The organism is Candidatus Polarisedimenticolaceae bacterium, from assembly GCA_036275915.1.
Taxonomy (GTDB): Bacteria; Acidobacteriota; Polarisedimenticolia; order Polarisedimenticolales; family DASRJG01; genus DASRJG01.
Genome location: DASUCV010000008.1, coordinates 68,145 through 91,210 on the forward strand (window position 1 = coordinate 68,145; position 23,066 = coordinate 91,210).

Consider the following 23,066-nt stretch of genomic DNA (forward strand, 5'->3'; position numbering starts at 1 on the left):
ATCCCGATCAGGGGCAGGCGGAAAGCGACAGCGGCACGTCGGAGCCGTCGCTCCTGACCCCGTAACGGCCCTCGCCCGCCGCGTTCCGCGCGACGGCGAGGATGTACGAATTGTCCGGCACCGACGCCGATGGGAGCGTCACCAAGGTACTTCCGGGCACCGGATCGGGAAGGCTGCAGGCGTTCGGCAGCGGCGCGTGGTCGTAAATCCCCTGCGACAGGCTCGCGAGCGACCCTGCGTACAGGGAGAACGCCGCCGTCCCGGCGGGCGTGTCGAACGTGATATTGAGATCGGATCCAGACGGGCTGATGGTCAGCGGGATCGCATCGCCGGCCGGCGACACCTCGCCGGGAAGGGCGGAGCAGGTGTTGCTCGCGGCGTCGCAGTTGATCTGCTGCGCGTTCGATATCTGGACGTTGTCCATCCAGAAGCCCTGCGAGCCGAGAACCGACGAGTCGGTCGAGTAGCGGGCCTCGATGCGAATCTCGCGGCCGGCGTAAGCCGAAAGGTCGAAGCTGGCCTGCTGCCAGGTGCCGCTGCCTCCGTTCCACCCCGGGACGCCCCCCATGTCGTCGCAGAGGAGCAGCCACCTGTGGAAGGCCGCCGTGTAGGGGACGAGCGTCGGCGTCAGGATGAACTTCTCCCCGGTCTTGGCGTCGACCGCGCGCATGTTCGCCCGGTCGTAGTTGCCGCCGCTCTCGATGATGTAGTTCACCCAGGCGGTCATCGTCGAGCCCGCGGCGGGCTTGATGATCGGCGAGAGAGCGGCGGCGCAGTAGTTGTTGAAATTGCCGAAGTGCAGCGAAACGGCCGTCGAGCCGGGCGCGCCGCCGGCCAGCCGGTTGACGGCACCGATCGGGACAGTCCAGCCCGAGTAATCGGTCTCGAAGCCGTAGGCCAAGGGGCCGTTCTGGATCGACCGCTCGGCGGTCAGGGTGAAGCTTCGCGAGGCCGGCGGCGCCTCGTCCGATTGCGCGGTCGCCGTGAAGGTGAGCGGGTCGCCGCACGCTGCCGAGGTGCCGTCGCGCCCGACGTAGAACTTGAACGTGAGCACGGCGGTCTGGCCGACGCCGAGCGTGGGCACCAGCTGAGGCACGCCCGCGGCGATGCGCGCGACCGGGCTCGAGGACGTGAGCGACTGGAGCCGCACGTTGCTCAGCGGCACGTTGCCGTCGTTGACGAGCGTGAGCTGGGCCGTGACGAGCTCGCAGTCGTCGGGGATGTTGTCGTGGTCGCCGGAGTCGGCGACGACGACGGCGCTCCCGTCCTGGTACTTGACGCTCGGTGTCGCCGCGGGTGTCGTCGTGACGCACGCGCTCACCTGCGTCGGGCAGGTCCGGATGCGGTAGGCGTAGCTCGTGCCGTTCACCGCGGAGACGTCCTCGTACGACGTCCCCGTGACCGATGCGATCCCGTTGAACGTCCCCGCGCACGAGTCGGACCGCTCGACGACGTAGTTCGTGACGCCGGGCGCCGGGTCCCAAGCGAGCGCGACCGCGTTGTTCTCGGGTGTCGCCGCCGGGTTCTGCGCCGGCGCGGGCGGGCACGCGTAGAGCGGCTGGGCAAGCGTGGCGATCAGGGCGATCGCCGCCTTCTCGGTCGGCCACGAGAAGCTCGGGTTGAACAGGAGCTGCCCGCCGACGACCTGGGTGACGGTGTCGTGGCACGTCGGCGTTTGGGACTGGTCGAAGCACGGGTTGATGTCGTTGTTGTGGAGATCCTCCAAGAGCGCCATCGCGGGAACACCGACGTCCCAGAAGGGGCAGTGGTCGGTCTGGCACATCTTGCTCGTGTCGCGGACGATGTTCGCGGGGGGGATGATGTTGCCGTAGTCGGAGTTCGCCTGGACGAAGGTGTCGCCCATCTGCACGCTGAGCGGCGAGTTGAACGAATCCCAGTTGTAGACGTCCATCAGCCCGTTGTTGTTGCCGTCGTACGCCGTCTGGTCCATGTTGAGGGCGCGCCACATGTCGATCGTCGAGTGCTGCCGCACGTAGGCGCCGGAGCCGCAGATCCCGTCCTCTTCCCCGGAGAACCAGGCGAAGACGATCGTGTTCCTGAATCCGTAGTCCTTGAACGTCCGCATCGCCTCGAAGAGCGCGCCGCCGCCCGAGATCGCGTCGTCCGCGCCCGGGGCGTAGCTCAGCGACTCGCTCGTCGAGAACGAGATCGTGTCGTAGTGGTTCACGAAGAGCACCTGCTGGTGCTGCCCGTAGTCGACCTGGCCCGGAACGATGAAGATCAGGTTCTGCCACGGGTTCTGACTGCAGCCGGACTGCGCCGAGGTGTAGGTCTCGCGGTGGCTGGTGTAACCCCACCCCGCGCCGCGGTCTTCGAGGTACTCGGTCGCGCGCGCGTTCGTCTGAGGCGTGCCCGACAGCGGGAACATCGCGTTGGACCAGCGCGTCATGATCGTGTACGGCTGCCCGCCGATCAGGACCGAGTTCTCTCCGGACATGTCCTTCACGAATTGGAACCAGTTCGCCTGGCTCGTCGCCGCGAGGATCTGCGCCACGAGCGGGTTCGGCGCGTCCGGCGTACGGTTCGCGCTCGACGCCGCCTCGAGATCGGCGGGGTGCGTTCGCAACGGCGCCAGCGGCACGCGCGGCACCGCCTGGAAGCCGGCGAACGGCTTGACGTTCGGCAGCTCGACCTGGGTGTCGCCCGGGAAGAGGTAGAGATCGATCTCGGGGGTGAGCGCGAAGATCCTCGCGTGCGGCGCGGCCGGCGCGACGAAGCCGGGCCGATGGTGGAGCAGGTACATCCACTGTCCGTCGTCGGCGTACTGCGCGACCGGCACGATGCCCTTGGACGACAGTCGATCGACCGCCGCGGCGGGCGCGGCACCGACGATGAAGTCGGCCTGCCGCGTCCAGACTTCGAACCCTTCCGAGCGAAGGATCGCCTCGTTCCCCGCGGGCACGATGGTGATTTTTGGCGGCTCGGCCGCGCGCGCGCCGGTGGCCGCGACGAGCAGACCGAGAACGAGAACGCTTCGAATCGAACGCGTCATGGAGCCCCCCGGGGAACCCGGAATATACCGTGAGAACTCCACCCGTGAAGGGATTTGGGCGCGGTTTGCGTCCACTGGGATGAACGTCACACGAACGAATCCCGGGGGCCGATCATGCGAATCCAAAGATCTTTCAGCATCCTCCTCTTCGGCGCCGCGCTCGCGTGGCCGGCCCACGCCGCCACGATCCACGTCGACACGACGTCTCAGGCGATCGACGGCACAGACGGCCACTGCTCGCTGCCCGAGGCGATCGAGGCGGCGAACTTCGACGTCGACCTCGCGATCGATGCGGCGAACCCGGATCACTTCGTCGTGACCGAGTGCGTGCCGGGCAACGGCGACGATACGATCGTCTTCGATCTTCCCGCGGGTTCGGTCATTCCGATGTCGAGCCCCATCGGCGACTCGCACAACTCCATGGGCCCCACCGCGACCCCGATCGTCTTCACGAACATCGTCATCGAAGCCGGCGGCGTCCGGTTCGAGCACGTGGGGAACGGGAAGTTCCGCGCCTTCGCCGTCGGCAGCGCGACGGTCGACCTCAGCCCCGGCGGGGTCCCGCGAGGCGTCATCGGCACCGGCAACCTCACGATCCGCAACGCGCACATCAAGGGGTTCGCGGTGAAGGGCGGTGACGGCGCCGGCGGCGGTGGCGGCGGGATGGGCGCCGGCGGCGCGATCTACGTCAATGGTGGAACCCTCACCGTCGAGAGCAGCACTTTCGAAGGGAACAGCGCGGTCGGCGGCGACGGCAGCACGAACTTCGACACAGTTGCGGGAGGAGGCGGTGGCGGCCTTTCCGGCAACGGCGCGTTCCCCGGCCACGGCCCCGGCGCCTTCATGGGAGGTGGAGGTGGCGGCGGATCGCGCGGCAACGGGGGCAGCGGCGGCATCGACGGACTCTGTCCCGGCTCAGGCTGCGAAGGAGGGGGAGGAGGAGGAGGCGGAACGGTGACCTCCGGCGAGAACGGCCCCGCGGGGATCGGTCGCGGCGAGGGCGGTTTCACGTGCGGCGGTCCTGGAGGGACGAGCGGAAGCTTGAGCGGCGGTGACGACGGCGCGGACGCCGCCTGTCCGGGCGGCGGTGGAGGCGGCGGCGCGTCGCGACGCAGCACGTTCCCCTTCTCCGGTAACGGAGGCCGCGGCGCCTACGGCGGTGGAGGAGGCGGCGGCGGTTACAGCGGCAGCGACGGCGGCGACGCAGGCTTCGGCGGGGGCGGCGGGAGCGGAACGACGTTCGAGTCGAACCTCGACGGCTTCGGACCGAGCGGCGGCAACGGCGGGTTCGGAGGCGGCGGTGGTGCGGCGCACGGCGGCTACATCGCGGGTGGACCGGGGTCCCGCGGCGATTTCGGCGGGGACGCAAACCAGAACGACGGCGGTGGCGGCGCCGCCCTCGGCGGCGCGATCTTCAACGACGGCGGCACGGTCACGATCGTGAATTGCACCTTCACGGGGAACGGCGTCCAGCACGGCTACGCGTCCGGGACCGGACACTGGGGACAAGACGCGGGGGGCGCGATCTTCTCGCGCAACGGCTCGCTCGTCGTGAAGAACTCGACGGTCGCCTTGAACCACAGCTCGGCGGACCGCGCCGGGATCACGGTGTATGGCGACCACGCTTCGGCCGCCTTCGAGCTGCGCAACACGATCGTCGCCGGCAACGGTCCCCGTGAATGCTCGTTCGACACGAACGACCAGGCGGTCGTCTACAACGGCTCGGGGAATCTGATCGTCGACGACTTCGGCTGCACGGGGCTCGCGAGCCAGGATGATCCGGCGCTGGGTCCGCTGCAGCTCAACGTCCCGGGGAGCACGCCGACGATGGCGATCGATGCGACGAGCCCCGCCTTCGACACCGCGGACGACACGTACTGCACGCCCTTCGACCAGCGCGGCGTCCCACGGCCGCAATCGGCCCACTGCGACATCGGCGCGTTCGAGAGCGCGTGCGTCATCGTGAGCTGTCCATCGGACATCCGGGTCGGAAACGATCCGGGTGCCTGCAGCGCCGCCGTGAGATTCGATCTCCCGACGGTCGACGGGAGCTGCACGCCGACATGCGACGCGACCTCGGGATCGAGCTTCCCCGTCGGCGCGTCGACGGTGAGCTGTACCGCGGATGCGGGGTCGTGCTCGTTCAAGATCAGGGTCGACGACGTCGAGCGCCCGACGGTCGCCGCACCTCCGAGCAAGGAGGTCCCGAACGATCCGGGCAACTGCTCGGCGGCCGTGAATCCGGGGACCGCGACGGTGAGCGACAACTGTCCCGGCGCAACGGTGAGCGGCGTGCGCGGCGACGGCGGCTCGCTGGGCTCCGCGTATCCCGTCGGCACCACGCAGATCGCGTGGTCGGCGACCGACGCCTCCGGCAACGTGTCTCTCACCCCGGCGATCCAGACGGTGAAGGTCGACGACGTCGAGCCGCCCTCGCTCTCGACGCCGACCTCGTCGCCGGCCGCGCTGTGGCCGCCGAACCACGCGATGCGCGACGAGACGATCGGCTACACCGCGGCCGACAATTGCCCGGGAACGGTGTGCACGCTCTCGGTGACGAGCAGCGAGCCGGTGAGCGGGCTCGGCGACGGCGATACCGCGCCCGACTGGGTCGTGCAGGATGCCCACCACGAGCAGCTCCGCGCGGAGCGGTCGGGACGCGGGAACGGCCGCACCTACACGACGACGGTCACCTGCACCGACGCCTCACGGAACGCGACGACCAAGGGGACGACCGAGCGGGTCGTGCACGACATCGCCTCTCCGGTCACCGGCGCCACGTTCGTGTCCGGCTCGCTCGTGAAGCTGCGCGGCAGCTTCGCGGACGGCGCCGGCACGGCGCACCGCGCTGTCTGGACGCTCGACGGCGCCCGCGTCTCGGGCGCGGTCACCGAACCGGGCGCGAGCGGCACGGGATCGGTGAGCGGGAGCGCGGTGCTCTCCATCCCCGGCGTCTACTCCCTCAAGATGACGCTCACCGACGCCGCGGGACAGGTTGGCGTCGGCACGACGGTCGACGGTCTCGACTCCGCGATCGTCGTCACGCCCGCCGCCGACTTCGTCGCGGGAGGTGGCTGGATTAACGTACGCGCCGGCTCCTACGCGGCCGACCCGGCGTTCGCCGAACGTGCCAGCCTGGCCTTCGTCTCGACCTCGTCGCATACCGTGTCACCGGCGGGGGGCGAGCTCGAGCTCGACCTTCACCGCGAAGGGTTCAAATTCCACGCCTCCGGGTTCACCTCGCAGACGATCGCGAACCCGGGCGCGCAGCTTCGCGGCAACGGGACCGTGAACGGCGCCGGCACGTACAAGTTCCTGCTGTCGACGCTGAGCTTCGACGGCACCGGCGCCGGGCCGACGGCGGTCCGCCTGAAGATCTGGAACGCGGCGACCGGCGCCGTGGTCTTCGACACCCAGACGGGCGCGCCCGACACCGCGATCCCGACGACCTCGCTCGGCGGCACGAGCCCCGTCGTCATCGAAGACTAGTAAGAAGATGGGACAGCTTCCGAAACTCGACACTCGAGCTTCGGAAGCTGTCCGCGCGGCGGTAGAATGCGCGGAACATAGGATTCGCCATGAATCTCAAGTGCCTCGCATGCGCCGGACTCTTGCTCGGGTTGAACGCTCCTCTGTTCGCCGCGCCGCCCAAGGTAGGTGACACCGTCGGGACGCTTCGATTCTCCGACGCCGCGGGGACGACCGTCGCGCTCGACCAGCCCGATGTTCTGTACATCGTCGACTTCTGGTCGATCGGCTGTCAGCCATGCATCCACGAGATTCCCGACCTCGACCGGCTGCAGCACGACTACGACGCCGGCGGCAGGGTGCGCATCGTCGGTGTCGTGTGGGGCGACTGGAAGCCCAAGGAGCTTCCGAAGATCGCGAAGCAATTCAAGACGACCAGGCCGGTATTCGCGGACTATCAACACTGGTTCGACACATTCGAGACCCACGCCTTCCCGACGAAGCTCTTCATCAAGAACGGCGTCCTCATCCACGTCGTTCAGGGCGCCGGCTCGGATAGCTACGGGGAATTGAAGCGTCTCATCGACGCCGAGTTCAACGATTCGCAGGTGAAGTGGTAGCGGACCGCTGACTCTACTTCCTGGTCTGCGCCGCGACGACGATCTTCGTCCACTCGTTGGGGCCGATCGCCTCGGGCACGTCGACCTTCACGTTGCCGAAACCGCGGCGGACGAACAGCTCGTTGAGCTCCGCGTCGTCGCGCTTCTTCAAGATCACCGCCGGCACCGGCTCGGGCGCATCGTTCGCGCTGAAGGGCTGCCCGATCTCGATGCGAACTTCCATGCCGACGAGCCACTCACGCAGACTCTGGAGGCGCGTCAGGGTCAGCTCGGGCCCTGCGTCCGTCCCGGCGAGACGATACGTGCGCGTTCCGAGCGGCGTCGCGAGCCCGGTGCCGACGACGCCGCGGCCGTAGACGCTCTTCAGCTCGATCTTCTCCTCGGCCACCTGCACCGAGAGCGTGCCGTCGTCGTTCACCGCGACGATCGCACCGACGAGGGAGCGGTAGAGCCACTGGCCGGGAGGGGTCGAGAGGGCGTGTCTCGACGCGAGAACGGCGACGCAGACGAAAATCCATACTCGGCGTCTCATCACAACGGTTGACCAGTCAGCTGCAATGCCCGCCGATGAAGTTGCATCGGCAGCGCGTTCGCGGCCTGTTCGTCCGAATCGAGGCTCGAGCGGAAAACCGTTCTCGGCGAGGAAGCGGTCCGCGATTCGAGGGTCGATGCTCATGTGATCATCCAGAACGTCCGCGGAAGTCTAATCGAGGCGGGAGCTCGGATGAACGGGCGTTAGACTTCGTTTGCAGCCTAGCGACCTTGGTCATCCCACATCAGGATGACCGGGAGGCATCGTGCGGACGGCGTTGATCGGCGACTTGCATGGAGATGCGACGCGCCACCTGACCCTGACGAGAGAGCACCCGTTCACGCTGCAGTTAGGCGATTGCGGGGATGATTTCACCTATCTACAGCAAACGCCGTCGACTCAGCACAAAGTGCTCGGCGGAAATCACGACAACTACCCTGAGCTGGTCAAGTTGCTTCATTACCTCGGCGACTACGGCACATGGCGCGGGATCTTCTACATGCGCGGGGCCTGGAGCATCGACATCAAGTGGCGCGTGCCGGGAAGAGATTGGTGGCCAGAAGAGGAGTTGACCGACGACAAGGCGAACGAGGCGATCGAGTCGTATTCGGCTCTCAAGCCTGACGTCGTCGTGACGCATGACGGACCACCGCAATGCACCCGCTTACTGTTGGCGGACAAGCTAGGGCTCTTCGGCAGTGAGTTAGTCGAGAATCGCACTTCCATCGCACTCGGAAAGCTGTACGAAGCGCATCAGCCCCTCCGCTGGTATTTCGGGCATTGGCACGTCAGCCGCGGATATAGCGTCGGACGCACTCAATTTCAGACGCTCGGAATCGGGGAATGCGTGGAAGTGGACGCGGAGTCGCTCCAGGAGTCCGGTCCGAGAATTCGGTAGCTGTCCCCGCTTACGCGTGGTTCTTCTTGCGCTGCGCAAGGGTGCCGGCGACGAGCTGCTCCAGAACCTTGGGATCGACGTCGGCCATCTTCTTGATGTAGAGGCAGCCTTTCGCCGTCTTGTGCTTGCCGAGCTTGGCGAGGAGCTGCTCGCGCTTCGGGAACTCGGCCATGAGGTAGATCGCGATCTCGGAAGCACGCGACGAGAAGCCGGTCAGGCACGAGTCGCCCTCGCGGCCGCTGTCGTACTTGTAGTGGTAGCTGCCGAAGCCGACGATGCTCGGGCCCCACATTTTGGGCTTCTCGCCGGTCGCCTTGGTCATGAGCTTCGCGAGAGCGCGGCAATCCTTCTGCCTCTCCTCGCTCTTGATGGCGCCGAGGTAGCCGTCGACGCTCGCGCCCGTGGCTTTGGTCTTGTTCTCCGTCGCCATGGCAGACTCCTCCCGTGGGTCGCGGATCTTGCCACGGTATGGCCGCAAGCGTCCGAAAAAAGTCCGGTAACTTTCGCCGCGCAGGAGCGTAGTAGCGCTCATGGCTCGATGGAGGGCAGCGGTCGCGACGGCCGTCGTCGCGCTTTCTTGCGGGGTCCTCCGGGCCGCGGCGCCGGCCGAGCCGCCCTATACGGTCAAGATCGCGAGGGCGACGGGCCCGATCGTCGTCGACGGCGATCTCTCGGATGCGGCCTGGAAGGACTGCGCGCCGATCGATAAGTGGTGGGAGACGAATCCCGGAGACAACATCGAGCCGAAGGTCCGCAACGTCGGCCGGATGACGTACGACGACAGGTACCTCTACATCGGCCTCGAGTTCGACGACCCCGACCCGAAGAAGATCCGCGCCCCCTACGCCGACCGCGACAACGTCGACAGCACGACCGACTACGGCGGGATCATCCTCGACGCCGACTACGACAAGAAGACGGCGATCCTCTTCCTCGCGAACCCGCGCGGGATCCAGTACGACGCGATCAACTCCGACGCGAACGGCAGCGAGGACAACGCGCCCGATTGGTTCTGGGATTCGGCAGCGAAGATCAACGACCACGGGTGGACGCTCGAGATCCGCATCCCGTTCTCGTCGCTGCGCTACGCGAGGAAGGACCCGCAGACCTGGGGGATGATGCTCTACCGGAACTACCCCCGCGACCGCCGCTACCAGATGTTCAGCGTGCGCCTGCCCAAGGACTCCAATTGCTTCATCTGTAACGAGCAGCCTCTCGAAGGGCTTTCGAGCCTGCCGCCGGGCGGAAACTGGGTCATCGCGCCGTTCGGCGTCGCCCGCCAGGAGGGCGCGCCGCGCGACGACGTTCTCGGGAACGAGATGCTGACGCCGGCACCGAAGTACGACGCGGGCGTCGACGTGAAGTGGTCGCCGAACGTGAGCACCACGGTCGACGCCGCGATCAACCCGGACTTCTCACAGGTCGAGACCGACACCGCGCAGATCACGGCGAACGAGCGCTTCGCCCTCTTCTTCCCGGAGAAGCGCCCGTTCTTCCTCGAGCGGACCGACCTGCTGGCGACGCCGGTGCAGGCGGTCTACACGCGGACGATCACCGATCCGCTGTGGGGGCTGCGCGCGACGGGGCAGGCGGGGCAGACGTCGTACACGGCGCTCGTCACGTACGACCAGGGCGGCGGATCGGTGATCATCCCCGGGCCGAACGGCTCGAACTTCGCCAACCAGGACTACGAGTCGACCGTGGCGATCGGCCGCATCCGCCAGGACATCGGGCAATCGTTCGTGAGCGGTCTCTTCACCGACCGCGAGATCCAGGGCGGCGGCTACAACCGCGTCATCGGACCCGACTTCCAGTGGCGCCCGAAGCCGAGCGACACGCTGACGGGGCAGATCCTCTTCAGCGACACGCTGACGCCGGACGTCAACTGCGCCACGCCGCCGTGTGTCGCCCAGCAATCCCACGGCGCGGAGCTGTTGTTCCAGCACGCGACGAAGCACTGGGACGCGTTCGGCAACTACCGCGACTACGGCAACGACTTCCGCGCCGACGTCGGCTTCGTCCCGCAGGTCGGATTCCGCGAGCAGTACGTCGAGGGCGGCTACACGCGCTGGCCGGAGAAGGGGTTCGTCTCGCGCCAGCGGTTCTTCGTCCAGGGCGACTACGTCGAGGAGCGCAACCACGATCTCATCCAGAAGTTCGTCATCGTCGGCACCGGAATCGACGGCCTCGCGAACTCGTTCCTGCAGTTCCGCCTCGACGCCGAGGACATCCGCGCGATCGACGCGCTCGATCCGACGATCAGCAAGGTCCTCCCCCGCCGCCGGATCATGTGGGTCCTACAAGCGAGTCCGTGGAACTGGCTCACCCGCGTCTCGACCGACGGCAACTACGGTAGAGACATCGACTTCACGCGCGCGAGGGAGGGCTACGGCGGCACCGTGAACTTCAACGCGACGGTGCGGCCGACCGACCACATCCAGATCGACCTGCTTGCGAACCGCCGCTGGTTCGACGTCGACGACAACGGCGTGCAGGGACGGCTCTTCACCGCACAGGTTGAGCGCATCAAGGCCGTCTACACTTTCAACCGGCGGAGCTTCCTGCGCTTGATCGGCCAGCGCGTCACGCAGCGCAACGATCAGGCCCTGTACGGCATCGTCGACCCGGGCCCGCCGGTGCAGTACCTCGTCGACGCCAAGGACCAGGGCATCGATTTCTCGGCGCTCTTCGCCTACAAGCTCAACTGGCAGTCGGTGCTCTTCTTCGGCTACCAGGAGCAGCACGCCTTCTCGAACGTGCCGCCGGCCGACGGCCTCGAGCTCGCCGGCCGCTCGCTCTTCCTCAAGCTTTCTTATGCGTTCCAGCTTTGAGGTGCTCCGCAAAGAATGTCATCGTGCGCTCCCACGCCAGCTTGGCGGCTGACGCGTCGTAGCGCGGCGTCGTGTCGTTGTTGAAGCCGTGCTGCGTGCCGGGGTAGAGGAAGCGCTCGTACTTCACGTTCGCCGCCTTGAGCGCCTTCTCGTAGTCGGGCCAGCTCGCGTTGATCCGCTCGTCGGTCTCGGCGGACTGGATGAGAAGCGGCGCCTTGATCTTCGGCACGTCCGCGAGCTCGGGCGCCGAACCGTAGAAGGCGACGCCGGCGCCGAGGTCCCCGCCGAGCTGCGTCGCGAGGAAGTTCACCATCCCACCGCCGTAGCAGAAGCCGACCGCGCCGAGCTTCCCGTTCGTCTCCGGCCGCGCTTTCAAGAGGTGGGCCGCCGCGATGAAGTCCTCGCGCGTCTTCGCCTGGTCGAGCTTCGAGAACAGCTCGCGCGCCTTGTCCTCGTCGCCGGGGTAGCCGCCGAGCGTGAAGAGCGCGTCCGGTGCGAACGCGACGTAGCCGTCGACGGCGATGCGCCGTGCGATGTCCTCGATGTGCGGGTTCAGCCCGCGGTTCTCGTGGACGACGAGGATCGCCGGTAGCTTCCCCTTCTCCTTCGCCGGCCGTGCCAGGTACCCGCGCCCCTTGCCGTATCCTTTGGGCGAGTCGAACTCGAGCGACTCGACCTTGATGCGATCGTCGTTCGCCGCCACGACCGTCGCAGCGAAGTTGGGGCTGAGCTGATCGAGCAGCATCGCCGCCGTCACGCCGCCGACGGCGTACTTCGCCGCCTTCTCGAGGAAGACGCGCCGGTCGATGATCCCGTGCACGTACGCGTCGAAGAGAGAGAGCACTTCCTGATCGAAGTCGTGGGCGGTCTTACGGAGCATCGGAGGAACCTCCAGAGGGGACAGCTTCCGAAACTCGCAGCTCAGGTTTCGGAAGCTGTCCCCTCTTTCTTGATGGCGTCGTAGTAGTGATTCTCTCCCTCGTCCTCGTACTCGTCGAGGACGGTCAGGCCGTTCACGGAAAGGAACCTTCGGTACGCCTCGGCACCGAGCGAGCGCGACTCCAGCCCGGTCATGGCGTCGCTCCAGGTCTGCACTTGCGGTGGCGAGGTAAAGAGCAGCCGCCCTGCTGGCGTGAGCGCGTCCGCCATCCGGCGGATCACCGCTTCCTGCACTGAGGGCTCCAGGAGGAACATCAGGCCCCAGCTCAAGACGGCGTCGAACGTCCGGCCGAAGAAGCTCGACTCCTCGGCCGGCTCGCAAACGACGGGGACCTCGGGGAACCGCGACTGGAACGCCGCGACGAACGACGGCGCGGCATCGACCGCGTAGACCGACAGCCCTTCGTCGAGCAGCGTCTCCGTGGTCGGAATTCCGGTGCCGCACGCGACATCGAGCACCGTTGCGCCCGGCGGCAATCCTCGCGCCCACCGCCGGATGAACGTCGCGCCGATGCGCGACGACTGCGGCCCACCGCGCCCCGCGATGAACTCGGCCGCGACCCCTTCGTAGCCGTTCGAGCGATCCATGGATGGATCCGGCCGATCAGACTTCGTGGACCCGCTTGATCTCCACGAGATCCGCTTCGGTGAAAGCGTTGAGCTTGATGATGCGCGCCTCGGCGCGGAAAGGCGTCGGCACGATCAACATCGCCTCGTCCTTGTCCTTCACCTCGACCGTCATCCACGCGGAGTGCTCTCCGTCCTTGCAGCCCCAGTCGGCGTGGGTCAGGAAGTGCGAGCCGGTGCGATGGAACACCTCGATCGCATGCACGCAGTCCTTGAGCGTCGCCTTGTGGGGTACCTCGATGAGAAAGCGCGCCATCGTCCGTCTCCTCCGAGCCACGGCCTCGTTCTCGATTCAAGTCCGGGTATCCCCAAGGGTACCCCGGTTTTCTCGAGAGCGGGACTCTCTGACTCAGTCGAACTCGACGATCTCCGGTTCGACGTTGGCGCTGTGGCTCTTGGCCTCCAACCGGGCCGGCTCGGCCTCGTCGAAGCACTGCCCGACCCACTCGCAATCGCATCGCGCGACGTAATAGGGCGGCGGCGAGAGCGTCACATGCCATACCTCGACGCGGCACGGCTTCGGAGTCTTGGTCGATCCGAAGAGCTTGCCCAAGAAGCTCATCGTGTGTGCGGTCCCGACGCGCGCGGCCTCATGCGCGCTTCGCCGCGGATTGAGGATCTCCGAGGCGTCGATTCAACGCAGCCGCTTCTCGCGCAAGCTTGCGCGCCTTCGCAGGAGAGATCGTCTCACCCTCCTTGAGCTCGAGCGTCGCCATCTCGTACTTGCCGCCGCCCTTGAGGCGAGGCTCGATGGCGGTCAGGCGTTGCCCGCGCCAAAAGCCGAAGAGCACTCTCTTCTCTTCCGCGCGGATCAGGAGGACGGGACCGTTCGAGAGATAGACGAGATGCCCCCACTTCAGCGTCTCCTCGAATCGCGCGGCGCTGCCCACTGCCTTGCGAAGGGACGTGACCAAATCGTGCCGCCAGCCGGAGAGATCGCTCACGTAGTCGTCGGGAGTCGCAGCGGAGGTCTTCATTTTCATGATCGTTAGGTTAACGCAAGCGCTCGAGTCGGTCGCCGACGCCGCCGCGACAGGTAAGGGCCGATCGAGAGAACGTCCGCCGGCCTTCCGATCGCGAACGCGGCGAAGCACAGCGCCGGCACGAGATGATCGAGCGATGCGCCGAGGTACTTCCACGCGGCGACGCCCGCGCCGGGATAGTTTGACGCGAACAGGAGCGTCATCATGTAGATGAACCCGCAGACGCTCGCCGTGCGCACGAGGAGTCCGAGCGTGAGCGAGAGCCCGATCGCAAGCTCGCCGTACGCGACGAGAAAGGCGATCGCGGTTCCGTGATCGAGCACGAACCCCTGAAGGATCGGCACCATGAACGGATACGCGCCGTCCTTGATGAACTCGTTGATCCAGTGCTGAAACCCGCCACCGAGCGTGAACTCCGCCGCGAAGACCTTGTACTCGCCGAAGAAGAGAAAGAGAACCCCGACGGCGATCCGCAGCAGGGCCAGGGCGAGCGCGTTGCGGTCCGAGCGCATCGCCCGCTCAGGCCGTAGCGCCACGCGCATAGCTCGGCTCGTCCTCCGCGTGCTCGAACAGCGTCGACCGCGCCGCGTTTTGATTGAACCACACTGCGGCGGCGACCTCGATCACACCGATGGGGAACCACCACACGGCTCGCAGTGGCGATGGCTCGCTCTCCGACGTCGCGAGAGCCATGGCGAGCCACCCGGCGGCGAAGCTGATGACGCTCGCTCCACCCGCGATGCCCATGACCCACGCCCAGACACGGACCAGAATGACCTGGGAGTAGTGACGAGAGAGCAGGGCGATCAGCGTCAGGCTCTGGAGCACGATCGGTATCGCGGCGAGCCAGCGACCCCAGGCCAACGCCAGGAGGTTCACGACCAAGAGTCCGACGAGAACGACTCCGAGAGCGACCGGGTACGCCCGGTCGGCGTAGCCGACGACGCGTCCTCGTTGCGCGAGCGATCGCCTCTCGCCGCGACGCTCGAGCGCGGCGAGCCGGGATTGCCGTGGGAATTGCGCAAGTCGAGCATCGATCTCGGCGAACTCGCCGGACCCCGCGGCGACGATCCGCTTCCTTGCGTCGAGGAGATCGTCCAGAGTGTGGACGTTCGCCCGGTCACCTGAACCGGTCATCGCTGCCCGGCCGTCATTCGGTCGATGGCTTCGCCGCCGCTGCGCGGAGCTCCCGCTCGCGCTCCGATCCCGGCTCCACGGCTTCGAACGCGAGGTAGATCGCGAAGCCCTCGCGAGGTGGCTCGATGAGCCGGCTCGACTTCAAGCGATCGGCGATGCACTCCATCGTCTTGTCCTCGGGGCTGACGAGCACCGCGACGGGGTAGCCGTTCGCGCCGATGCTCAGGGCGATCACGAGCTTTTCGTCAGCCTCGGCGGACCGCCTGATCGAGAGGCAGCTCTCGTCGGCGGCATCGAGCGCCACCATCCACTGATTGGTGAAGAACCGCGCCAGGTAGGCCTTGCCGTCCAGCGTCGCGGCGTCTTTCGCCGCTTGATCCTTGAGCTGCTCCAACGTGACGGGTCCTTGGGCATGCGAGGCTCGTACGGCGGTCGCGACCACGACGCCCACGACAAGTGCCACGATTCTCCGCATGGCTCACTCCTTTCGACGCGGCGACTCCTTCCTCTAGAGTACGCCCGGCGCCGTCAACCATGAACGTGCTTTCAGGAGGGGTTCGGCGGAATTTGCGTCGCTGGACCCGCATCCTGGCTCACGTTCGGCGCGAACAGGTTCTTGACGATGAAGTGGGTCACGGCTCCGCCCAACTCGTAGACACCGAACAGCGGCAGCATCATGAAGAACGTGACCGGTGCGTACAGGAAGACCGAATGCTCTCCGGAGATCGCCTTGGATCGATAGGACTGGAACCCGGAAGCGAACTGCTCGGCCGTTTGATTGCGCGCGATCTCCGCCTTGTGATGCGTGCTGACCGCCAGCGCGATGCCGAAGACGACGGCGAGCAGCACAATCGCCAAGAGCTTTCCGAACGCTCGACTCACCGTGCTCGTCGTGATGGCGATCATCGGTTGTTCGTTCATGGACCGTCCCCCCTTTCGCCTCTTATATCGCGAATCGCTGTCTCGATCTCGGGGGTCGCTCAGTCAGTCTTGCGCTCGGGATACTGCGGCAAGCCGTCCAGGATGTCGGCCCAAGGCGCCCTGGATGCCACGAAGGTGTGGAACTGTGGCCGGATTCCCGGGTCGCCATCGACCGTGCCCAGCCGGATCGAGACCTCGGGGCCGTCGGGCCACGTGCCGCCGAAGAGGCTCGAGCCGCAGGCGACGCAGAACGCCTTGACCGCGCCGCCCTCCGGCCGGAAGACGCGAACGAGCTCTGCTCCCGCGATCAACGTGAAGTGTTCTCGCCGCACGCGCCCCTGGGCGGACGCTGCGGCGCCGGAGTGCTTGCGACACCTCGTGCAGTGGCAGTAGCTCGCGCGAAGGAACGGACCTCGCACTTCGTAGCGCACGCCGGCGCAGAGACAGCCGCCCGTGATGACGTCGCTCATTGGGTGCGCACGCGATCGACCACGAACCGGATCGCTCCGAGCACGAGCTGCGGCTCGTCGTCCTGGATGTGGTGGCCGCTTCGGGTCGTCTCGATGTGCTCGCCGTTGCGCGACTGCCGGAACCACTCGTCGTGCATGGCGCGCCACGCTTCGTGCCCGGCTGCCGTTTGATTCACGGTCTGCGGATTGGGATCGACCTTCATGCTGGTGAGCACGGCAATGGGGATGTCCGGCAGGGGCTTCATCCCCTCGACCGCGCCGGCCGCTTGGATCCGCATCGTTTCACGCGTCTCGGCGGCTTCGGCACCCTTCAGGGTCTTGAGCTTCTCCTCGAAGAACGAACGGAACGCCGCCGGGTACGTGCCGTCGAGCTTGCCCCAACGTTGGACCTGCTGCTCGTGCGTCGCGTCGATGAGCACCAGGCCCGCGACTTCCGCCGGATACTCCGACGTGTAGAGGCGAACGATGAGCCCGCCGAACGAGGCACCGACGAGCACGTAGGGCGGCTTGACCTGGAGCCGCGCGAGCAGAGCGTGAAGCTCGGCCACCGCCGCGTGAAGCGTGAAGTCGTGCGGGCCGGGCTCCGACCGTCCGATCCCCGCCCGAGAGTACGCGACGACCGTGCTCAGCTCCGCCGCCGCCGGCGTGATCTGCGACCAGGTCTCGAGCTCGTTGCCCAGGCCGCCGACGAGGACGATCGCGGGCGCGCCCGCGCCGGCCCGCAGCGTGTCGAGACGGTAGCCGCCTACGTCGACCAGCTCGGCCGCAGGGGCGGCGAAGACCGCCGAGACGACGGTCAGGGCGCCGAAGATGATCGACTTTCGCATTCCTCAGCGCCGCGCTTTCGGCTTCGCTTTCTTTGCCGCTGACGTCTTCGTTCCGGCCTTCGGCTTCAGCGTGGCGACGTACGCATGGCTGGCGACGAAGTAGGGCTTCAGCTCGCGCGTCTTTAAGAGCAGCGCATCCGGCACGACGACGTACTCCGGTTGCACGACGCCGTAGTGGGAGGCCAGCTTCGTTCGATACTTCTTGAGAAACGCTTCGCGCGCGACCTCCGGCAGACGCAGCGCCACCGTGCCGTCCTTGTGCAGGGCGCTGAACATGTGACCGCCCAGCGACGTGTAGGGCACGGTGTCGCCTTTGCGCTCGACGCCGGGCACCGTCGCGAGGAGGGCGTCGTAAAGCGCGAGAGCGGCCGTTCGGTCCATGACCCCTTCCTACTTCAATGCGTCGAACCCTGGCTGCGGACGATCATAGCCCGACCCGGCGCTCCTCAGAGCTGTACGTGATGCCGACTCCGGCGCGAAGGGTCTGACCGACGACGCAGCAGGCCTCCGAAACGCGGAGCAATCGCGCGATCTCGGACGGGCCGCCGTTCGCCAGGCTGATTGCGGTGCGCACGCGCATCGCTTGGAAGCCGACCTGCACGCCGCCCATCGCCAAGGATCCTCGCAAGTCGACGTCACCTTCGACCGACACGGTCAGCGTGGCGATCTTAAGACCCATCGCGTTGGCAACCATACGCACGGTGAGCTCGAAACAGGAGCAGAGCGCCGCGCTCAGCACATCGCCGGGGGTCGCGTCGTCGTGCGGGCCGCCGTGCCCGCGATGCGTGGCGACTCTCGTCGGATGGGTAGATCCCTGCGCCGAAACGATCGCGTGAAACGGATCGGCGACATCATGACCTGCGGAGACGGCGCGATCGACGACCATGGCGCAGGAAGGATCGCTCTTGTAGCGAGCTCGCAGGGGCGCTTGCAGTTCACGGACGCTCGTCATGCTGCCTCCTCATGCAGGGAGGCTCTCGCCTCCATCACTTCGCCGGCAGCCCACTCGCGAAAGCAACGGCGACGTCGATCCACTTCCTCAGCTGCGCCTCGGTCTTGATGCCGGCGGGCTTTACCAAGATCCAGCCTTTCATCGCGCGCCCGGTGAGGTCGAAGGGGCGTGTGTGAGCCCGCGCGAGGGCGGTGTCCGTCTCTTCGGGAGGGAGCCGCACGATGAGCTCGGTGCCGTGAATGCCGACGCACATGTTGCCGTTCAGGAGGAATCCGATCCCCCCGAACATCTTTTTTTCCGACACACCTCGCCGAGCGAGCGAGCCGCGAATGCGTTCCGCCGACCGTTCGTCGAATGCCATGGCCGGGTCCTCTCGTTACCGAGGCTACCACCGGCAACCGTGTCAGAGCCGCTTCAACGCCTCTTTCACCTTCTCCATGTTCGGCCCTGCCCGGGCCCCCTCGTAGAAGGAAAGGTCCTCGTCGATTCCGACCAACTGCTGCTCATGGCTTTCGCGAAGCGCTCTTCGCCGGCGCCTGCGCGAACTCCTTCTCGAACCGCGACAGGAGGAAGTTCCACCCTGTTTCGTGCTTGCGGCCGCGCTCGTCGTCGGGCAGGCCGCGGTGGACGATCGTCAGGTTTGTGCCGCCGTCGCATGGCTCGAAGGTCACCGAAACGGTCGTCTCGATCCCATGCGTGTATTCGGACATCCACGTGTGCTCGACGGACCTCGGCCGATCGACGGCGACAAACCTTCCGAAATGGCCGAGGAGCTCCCCCGGCAACGTGAGGGGCATCACCCCCGTGTGCTCCTGCGCCGCCTTCTGCTCCATTCCGAAGTAGAACATCCCGTCGACGGCGAGATTCATCAGCGCCTTCCGGGCGTCGTGCCACGGTCCGCCGGGGAACGCCGGGTCGAACCACACGTCGAACACTTCATCGACGGGACCGGGAATGAGTCGCGAGATCGTCAGGTCCATGCGCTTCATTTTCGTTTCCTCTTTTCCTCGAAGAACCGCTCGATGCGATCGAGCCGTTCGGTCCAGAACCGTTCCATCCGAGATGCCCAGTGCGTGACCTCGCGCAGGGGCTGGGGATCGAGCTCGATCGTGTGCTCGCGACCTTGCCGCGTCCGCCGCACGAGACCGGCGGCCTCGAGCACCTTGATGTGCTTCGACACGGCATTGAGCGTCATGTCGAACGGCGCCGCGATGTCGGTGACGCGGGTCGGGCCTCGCGTCAGACGCTCGACGATCGCCCGCCGCGTCGGGTCCGCCAGCGCGATCCAGGCTGATTCGGTGGCTTGGCTCATCATTCAACCTACAGGTTGAATAATACGGTGCGAGAAAGACCCTGTCAAGAGTCCGGGTGCGAGGTGTCATCGGGGCGTGACCCTGAGCCCCGTCGGGGCCTACGTACCGCTGCGGTTCCTCGTAGAGGCCTAACTCGTTATCGACGGGAGTCGTCGAGGTACGCGGTACCGTTCATCTGTGACCGCGGGGAGCGAGCCAGGGTACTCCTCGTAGGGAGTCCGCGACGAGCCAGCCGGCCGCGGTCAGAATCCAGGACTCGACGATCTCGTCCCATTGCGAAGCATCGGGGCCGGCGACCAGCACGGGCCCCCACACGAGCAGTGTGAAGAGGCCCATCTCCAGCGTCGAGAGCGCGGCGGCCAGGCGAGTGAAGACACCGCCGACAAGCGCGAGGCCGGCCGCCACGAAGGCGGCCCCCGTGAAGTATGCCCACGCGACGTGCCACGGCAGCCAGCTCGGCACCATCCCGACCGTGCGCTCGAAGAACGTGAAGTGGGCGATGCCGAACGGGATCAAGCCGAGGCCGTAGAGCACGCTCGCGATGCGCGCGTTCCGCTTGACGAACGCCAGCGTCCACGTACCGCCCAGCATGACCGCGCTCTCACCGCAAACCCACCAGGCTCCCGAGTCCGTCGGGGCGCGGAAGAGAAGCGGCACCCGGAAGAGGAGCACCCAGAGAATCAGGTAACCGAGCAAGACGCGGGACGCGATGACCTCCGTGCGCCGCCAGAAGAGACTCAGGCCGCACGCCAGCGAAATGAGCACACAGAGCCAGACCACGCCGATCCGCGCGGGGAAGCCTGCCGGCACGCCCGTCCACACCGGAGTGAAGTCCCGCCGTACCAGCCCCGTGATCCCGAGCGTGAGCAGGCCGATGGCGAAGACGACGCGAGCCATCTTCGTCACTTGCGCGGCTCGAGGACGGTCGCCTGATCGCTGACGAACCAAACAAGACGACGCCTCACGTCGACGAGCTCCTTTTCACTCGGTTCCCTGGTGCGTTGAGAGCAAGGCCATCAAGATCGCTGTCTCCGCGAGAAGCCGTTTTCCCGCTGCAACGGCCAGTTGGACCGCGTCGCTCGGTTCAGACAGCAAGTTCACCCTTTTGCGCTGGGTTTTCTGGGTCGAGTGGCTTACCAGACACAAGGTGGATGTGGAGGTGCTGGTTGCTCTGGTATGAGCCGCCGTTGGTGATCACCTTGTAGTTCGACTCGGTGAACCTCTGCTCCTTGATGATGCGAACCACGACCCGAAACAACTCGGCGAAGAGGCCAGGATCCTCAACCTCGACGAGGTTGCGCACGTGCTTCTTCGGGATGACCACGATGTGGGTCTCCCAGCTTTGGAACACGTGATGGAATGCGAGGACATTCTCGGTCTCCGCCACCACCTGGACGGGAACGCGTCCGGTCAAGATGGAATCGCAGTAGTAGTCGTCGCTCATCGCTCGTCCGTCCAACATCGCGCGTAGCCCGCGCGCGCCGAGCGGCGAGGCGCTTGCGTTCTTTGCAAGCGCCGTGACGCGAGAGTGCGGCGGGTAGAGCGCGTAGTTGGACGGCGCCGTGTCATTGTTTTTCGGCCCCCGCCAATTTGACAACCCATCCGGGACGGAGCGCTAGTACGCAACCGATTACCAATGTGACCGACCAAAAGGCGACACTATCGGTTGCGATGCCGAGGCCGTCGACAACACTGGACACGGCCACCGACGCCAGTGCGCCAAGAGACGCGGCCGACACAAGGAGACCGACGGCGACAATCACAGACGGGAAGATGCTCCCAAGGTCGCCCTGAGTCGCGGGCACATCGGGCACCGCAACGCAGTGCAAGACAAGCCATCTCCGCGCCAGGATGACCGCCAGGCCGAGCAACGTCATGACGCTCCCCGCGATCGCGGCCGGGTGCCACAGGTCGATTAGAGTAGGCCGCGGACCGGGCACGAGCGCGGAAGGCATTGACTTCGCGCTTTCAATGCTCGACCCAGCCACCGCATAACCGACGATGATGATGCCAAGCCCGAACACAGCGGTCACTACCCCGATGAGACCGATGATCGCGATCGCTGCGCGGTCGGACACCGTGGTATTCATAGCGACTCGTCCGTCCAACGTTCGCGTTCAGCCGAGCGCCGAGCGGCGCGGCGCGTGCCGCGGTATGCACGCGCCGTGACGCGAGAGTGCGACGGCTGCAACGCGCTGTTAGGCGGACCGTTGAGGGGACGCATGGGTTCCGTGCACCCGAAGTGACGCTCGCAGTCCGGAGCTGAGTTGCTGCGGATTATCATGGCGACCGCCGAGCCCTTGTGGCCAAGTAAAGTAGCCCTAGCCATACAGCCGCATACACAGCCCAGTTTACGGCGACCGCAGTGATCGCCCAGGCCCCCGGAGATGTACCGTGAACACCCTCCGGAAATACAAGGGATGCGGCAACACCTCCCGGAAGACAAAGTGCGTCTGTGATGCTGACGCGAGTCTCGCTGTAGGGAAGGTGATCTGACAATCGGATCAGCCAACCAGTGGCCACCGCGAGAACAACCGCAATCAGGAATTTCTTCATCAACGGCCCCCGCTTCCGCGCTCACCGCGACCACCAGATTACTGCCGCGAGTAGAACTGCTGTGAGGAGGAGAGACACAAGTCCGAACAGTCGGACTTGTCGGGAGCATTTCGAGCAGACAGCGGCCGGCCACCACGTGGAGCGCGTTGCAAGCAAGAAACCGATGCCGCCGATGACACCCACTACACCGCGTGACTCTTCTGACTTCGCTTCTCCGCAGTTCGCACAAGTAAACATCTGACTGTCTCAGGTTCCGCCTAACGCCCAGCGTAACGCGCGCGCCCGGCGGCAACGCGCTTGCCGCCTTTCGCAAGCGCGGTGACGCCGGAGTGCGACGCGTTCACGCGGTAGTTAGACAGCGAGCTAACGTTGGCCTCCCTTCGCTTCACGACGACCTCGGCGCATCCGGCGTGGCAACCGGCTTTGTTCCTTTTTGCAAAGAGGCAGTTCCAAGTACGCCAATGAAGACGATCAGGAACGCGTCGAGCAGCACCGTGGGATAGTGATGCGTTGCGACTCTGACGTATGCGGCAGCGAGACCCTGGGCCACCCACAAGGCAATCGCGCACGGCAAGTTGCCCTTGTACATGCCGTAGCCCAAGGCGCTCGTCACAATCGGAAATGACACGGTGAGGATGTTCGGGCTCATCGCGTTCGTGGCAAGTTGAAATACTGAAGCCGCAATAGTCAGAGCGGCCCCAAGAACGCCAGTCCAAATGAAGGACCGCGCCTGAGATTCGCTTAGGTTCATTGGTCGGAGCATTCGTCTCTAGGTTCTCTCGCTGTCTAACGCCCGCGTTCAGCCGGGCGCCGAGCGGCGCGGCGCTTGCCGCCTTGTGCAAGCGCCGTGACGCGAGAGTGTGGGATCTTCCCTCGATTCGGTAGACACACGCAGGTGATCTACGCGGCTCCCTTTTCATAGTCAACTGGTGATTGATAAGACAGTGCGGAATGAAGACGCTTGCGGTTGTAGTAGCTG

The 23,066-nt window shown here is 66.0% G+C and carries 27 protein-coding genes; 4 read left to right on the forward strand and 23 right to left on the reverse strand.

Annotated features, from left to right (window positions below; genetic code table 11):
* Positions 1–7 precede the first annotated feature (7 nt).
* Positions 8–3,013 carry a M20/M25/M40 family metallo-hydrolase gene (locus VFV19_06835; protein ID HEX4824010.1) on the reverse strand — a complete coding sequence of 1,002 codons (3,006 nt, stop codon included), beginning with the start codon at positions 3,011–3,013 and terminating at the stop codon, positions 8–10.
* Between the two features lie 114 nt (positions 3,014–3,127).
* Between VFV19_06835 and VFV19_06840 the strand changes: the two genes are divergently transcribed.
* On the forward strand, positions 3,128–6,502 hold the full coding sequence (locus VFV19_06840; GenBank protein ID HEX4824011.1) for a choice-of-anchor Q domain-containing protein: 3,375 nt from the start codon (positions 3,128–3,130) through the stop codon (positions 6,500–6,502).
* Between the two features lie 89 nt (positions 6,503–6,591).
* Entirely contained in the window at positions 6,592–7,101 is a 510-nt protein-coding gene (locus VFV19_06845) for a TlpA disulfide reductase family protein (GenBank protein ID HEX4824012.1), read from the forward strand.
* A gap of 13 nt (positions 7,102–7,114) precedes the next feature.
* Here the strand turns inward: VFV19_06845 and VFV19_06850 are convergent, their stop codons facing one another.
* Positions 7,115–7,633, reverse strand: a complete 519-nt coding sequence (locus VFV19_06850) for a hypothetical protein (protein ID HEX4824013.1) — start codon at positions 7,631–7,633, stop codon at positions 7,115–7,117.
* A gap of 265 nt (positions 7,634–7,898) precedes the next feature.
* Between VFV19_06850 and VFV19_06855 the strand changes: the two genes are divergently transcribed.
* Positions 7,899–8,531, forward strand: a complete 633-nt coding sequence (locus VFV19_06855; GenBank protein HEX4824014.1) for a metallophosphoesterase — start codon at positions 7,899–7,901, stop codon at positions 8,529–8,531.
* 10 nt (positions 8,532–8,541) lie between these two features.
* Here the strand turns inward: VFV19_06855 and VFV19_06860 are convergent, their stop codons facing one another.
* Positions 8,542–8,961 (reverse strand): DUF1801 domain-containing protein, encoded by a 420-nt coding sequence (locus VFV19_06860; GenBank protein HEX4824015.1) that lies wholly within the window; start codon positions 8,959–8,961, stop codon positions 8,542–8,544.
* 100 nt (positions 8,962–9,061) lie between these two features.
* Between VFV19_06860 and VFV19_06865 the strand changes: the two genes are divergently transcribed.
* Positions 9,062–11,362, forward strand: coding sequence for a DUF5916 domain-containing protein (locus VFV19_06865; GenBank protein HEX4824016.1), 2,301 nt, complete (start codon positions 9,062–9,064; stop codon positions 11,360–11,362).
* On the opposite strand, the gene VFV19_06870 is transcribed toward VFV19_06865, so the two are convergent.
* The 20 genes from VFV19_06870 to VFV19_06965 all read right to left on the reverse strand — a co-directional run bounded on the left by VFV19_06870 (position 11,334) and on the right by VFV19_06965 (position 22,736).
* The gene (locus VFV19_06870) at positions 11,334–12,242 is read right to left on the reverse strand and encodes a dienelactone hydrolase family protein (protein ID HEX4824017.1); all 909 of its coding nucleotides are present in this window, start codon (positions 12,240–12,242) and stop codon (positions 11,334–11,336) included. The two genes, VFV19_06865 and VFV19_06870, sit on opposite strands and share 29 nt — an antisense overlap.
* Positions 12,243–12,283: 41 nt before the next feature.
* Positions 12,284–12,889, reverse strand: a complete 606-nt coding sequence (locus VFV19_06875; GenBank protein HEX4824018.1) for a class I SAM-dependent methyltransferase — start codon at positions 12,887–12,889, stop codon at positions 12,284–12,286.
* 16 nt (positions 12,890–12,905) lie between these two features.
* On the reverse strand, positions 12,906–13,184 hold the full coding sequence (locus VFV19_06880; protein ID HEX4824019.1) for a hypothetical protein: 279 nt from the start codon (positions 13,182–13,184) through the stop codon (positions 12,906–12,908).
* A 93-nt stretch (positions 13,185–13,277) separates the two neighbouring features.
* Positions 13,278–13,490, reverse strand: coding sequence for a hypothetical protein (locus VFV19_06885; protein HEX4824020.1), 213 nt, complete (start codon positions 13,488–13,490; stop codon positions 13,278–13,280).
* Between the two features lie 28 nt (positions 13,491–13,518).
* Positions 13,519–13,911, reverse strand: a complete 393-nt coding sequence (locus tag VFV19_06890) for a DUF1801 domain-containing protein (GenBank protein HEX4824021.1) — start codon at positions 13,909–13,911, stop codon at positions 13,519–13,521.
* Positions 13,912–13,916: 5 nt separating this feature from the next.
* A complete protein-coding gene (locus tag VFV19_06895) occupies positions 13,917–14,447 on the reverse strand; it encodes a DoxX family membrane protein (protein ID HEX4824022.1) in 531 nt (176 codons plus the stop codon).
* Entirely contained in the window at positions 14,431–15,048 is a 618-nt protein-coding gene (locus VFV19_06900) for a hypothetical protein (GenBank protein HEX4824023.1), read from the reverse strand. Before VFV19_06900 ends, VFV19_06895 begins: the two co-directional genes overlap by 17 nt.
* 13 nt (positions 15,049–15,061) lie before the next feature.
* Complete coding sequence (locus VFV19_06905; protein HEX4824024.1) at positions 15,062–15,523, reverse strand: hypothetical protein; 462 nt, start codon at positions 15,521–15,523, stop codon at positions 15,062–15,064.
* A 71-nt stretch (positions 15,524–15,594) separates the two neighbouring features.
* Complete coding sequence (locus VFV19_06910; protein ID HEX4824025.1) at positions 15,595–15,954, reverse strand: hypothetical protein; 360 nt, start codon at positions 15,952–15,954, stop codon at positions 15,595–15,597.
* A gap of 74 nt (positions 15,955–16,028) precedes the next feature.
* Positions 16,029–16,439: a GFA family protein gene (locus VFV19_06915; protein HEX4824026.1), complete on the reverse strand. Its 411-nt coding sequence runs from the start codon at positions 16,437–16,439 to the stop codon at positions 16,029–16,031.
* Positions 16,436–17,266 carry an alpha/beta fold hydrolase gene (locus VFV19_06920; GenBank protein HEX4824027.1) on the reverse strand — a complete coding sequence of 277 codons (831 nt, stop codon included), beginning with the start codon at positions 17,264–17,266 and terminating at the stop codon, positions 16,436–16,438. The genes VFV19_06915 and VFV19_06920 overlap by 4 nt, the downstream gene beginning before the upstream one ends.
* A 3-nt stretch (positions 17,267–17,269) precedes the next feature.
* Positions 17,270–17,647: a hypothetical protein gene (locus VFV19_06925; protein ID HEX4824028.1), complete on the reverse strand. Its 378-nt coding sequence runs from the start codon at positions 17,645–17,647 to the stop codon at positions 17,270–17,272.
* A 43-nt stretch (positions 17,648–17,690) separates the two neighbouring features.
* Entirely contained in the window at positions 17,691–18,218 is a 528-nt protein-coding gene (locus VFV19_06930; protein HEX4824029.1) for an OsmC family protein, read from the reverse strand.
* 34 nt (positions 18,219–18,252) lie between these two features.
* Positions 18,253–18,579 (reverse strand): TfoX/Sxy family protein, encoded by a 327-nt coding sequence (locus VFV19_06935; GenBank protein ID HEX4824030.1) that lies wholly within the window; start codon positions 18,577–18,579, stop codon positions 18,253–18,255.
* Positions 18,580–18,721: 142 nt separating this feature from the next.
* On the reverse strand, positions 18,722–19,207 hold the full coding sequence (locus VFV19_06940) for an SRPBCC domain-containing protein (GenBank protein HEX4824031.1): 486 nt from the start codon (positions 19,205–19,207) through the stop codon (positions 18,722–18,724).
* Positions 19,204–19,530 (reverse strand): metalloregulator ArsR/SmtB family transcription factor, encoded by a 327-nt coding sequence (locus VFV19_06945; protein ID HEX4824032.1) that lies wholly within the window; start codon positions 19,528–19,530, stop codon positions 19,204–19,206. Before VFV19_06945 ends, VFV19_06940 begins: the two co-directional genes overlap by 4 nt.
* Positions 19,531–19,702: 172 nt before the next feature.
* On the reverse strand, positions 19,703–20,437 hold the full coding sequence (locus VFV19_06950; protein HEX4824033.1) for a hypothetical protein: 735 nt from the start codon (positions 20,435–20,437) through the stop codon (positions 19,703–19,705).
* Positions 20,438–20,615: 178 nt separating this feature from the next.
* On the reverse strand, positions 20,616–20,975 hold the full coding sequence (locus VFV19_06955; GenBank protein HEX4824034.1) for an HIT domain-containing protein: 360 nt from the start codon (positions 20,973–20,975) through the stop codon (positions 20,616–20,618).
* Positions 20,976–21,096: 121 nt separating this feature from the next.
* Entirely contained in the window at positions 21,097–21,621 is a 525-nt protein-coding gene (locus tag VFV19_06960; protein HEX4824035.1) for a hypothetical protein, read from the reverse strand.
* 851 nt (positions 21,622–22,472) lie between these two features.
* Positions 22,473–22,736, reverse strand: a complete 264-nt coding sequence (locus tag VFV19_06965) for a hypothetical protein (GenBank protein ID HEX4824036.1) — start codon at positions 22,734–22,736, stop codon at positions 22,473–22,475.
* Positions 22,737–23,066 lie beyond the last annotated feature (330 nt).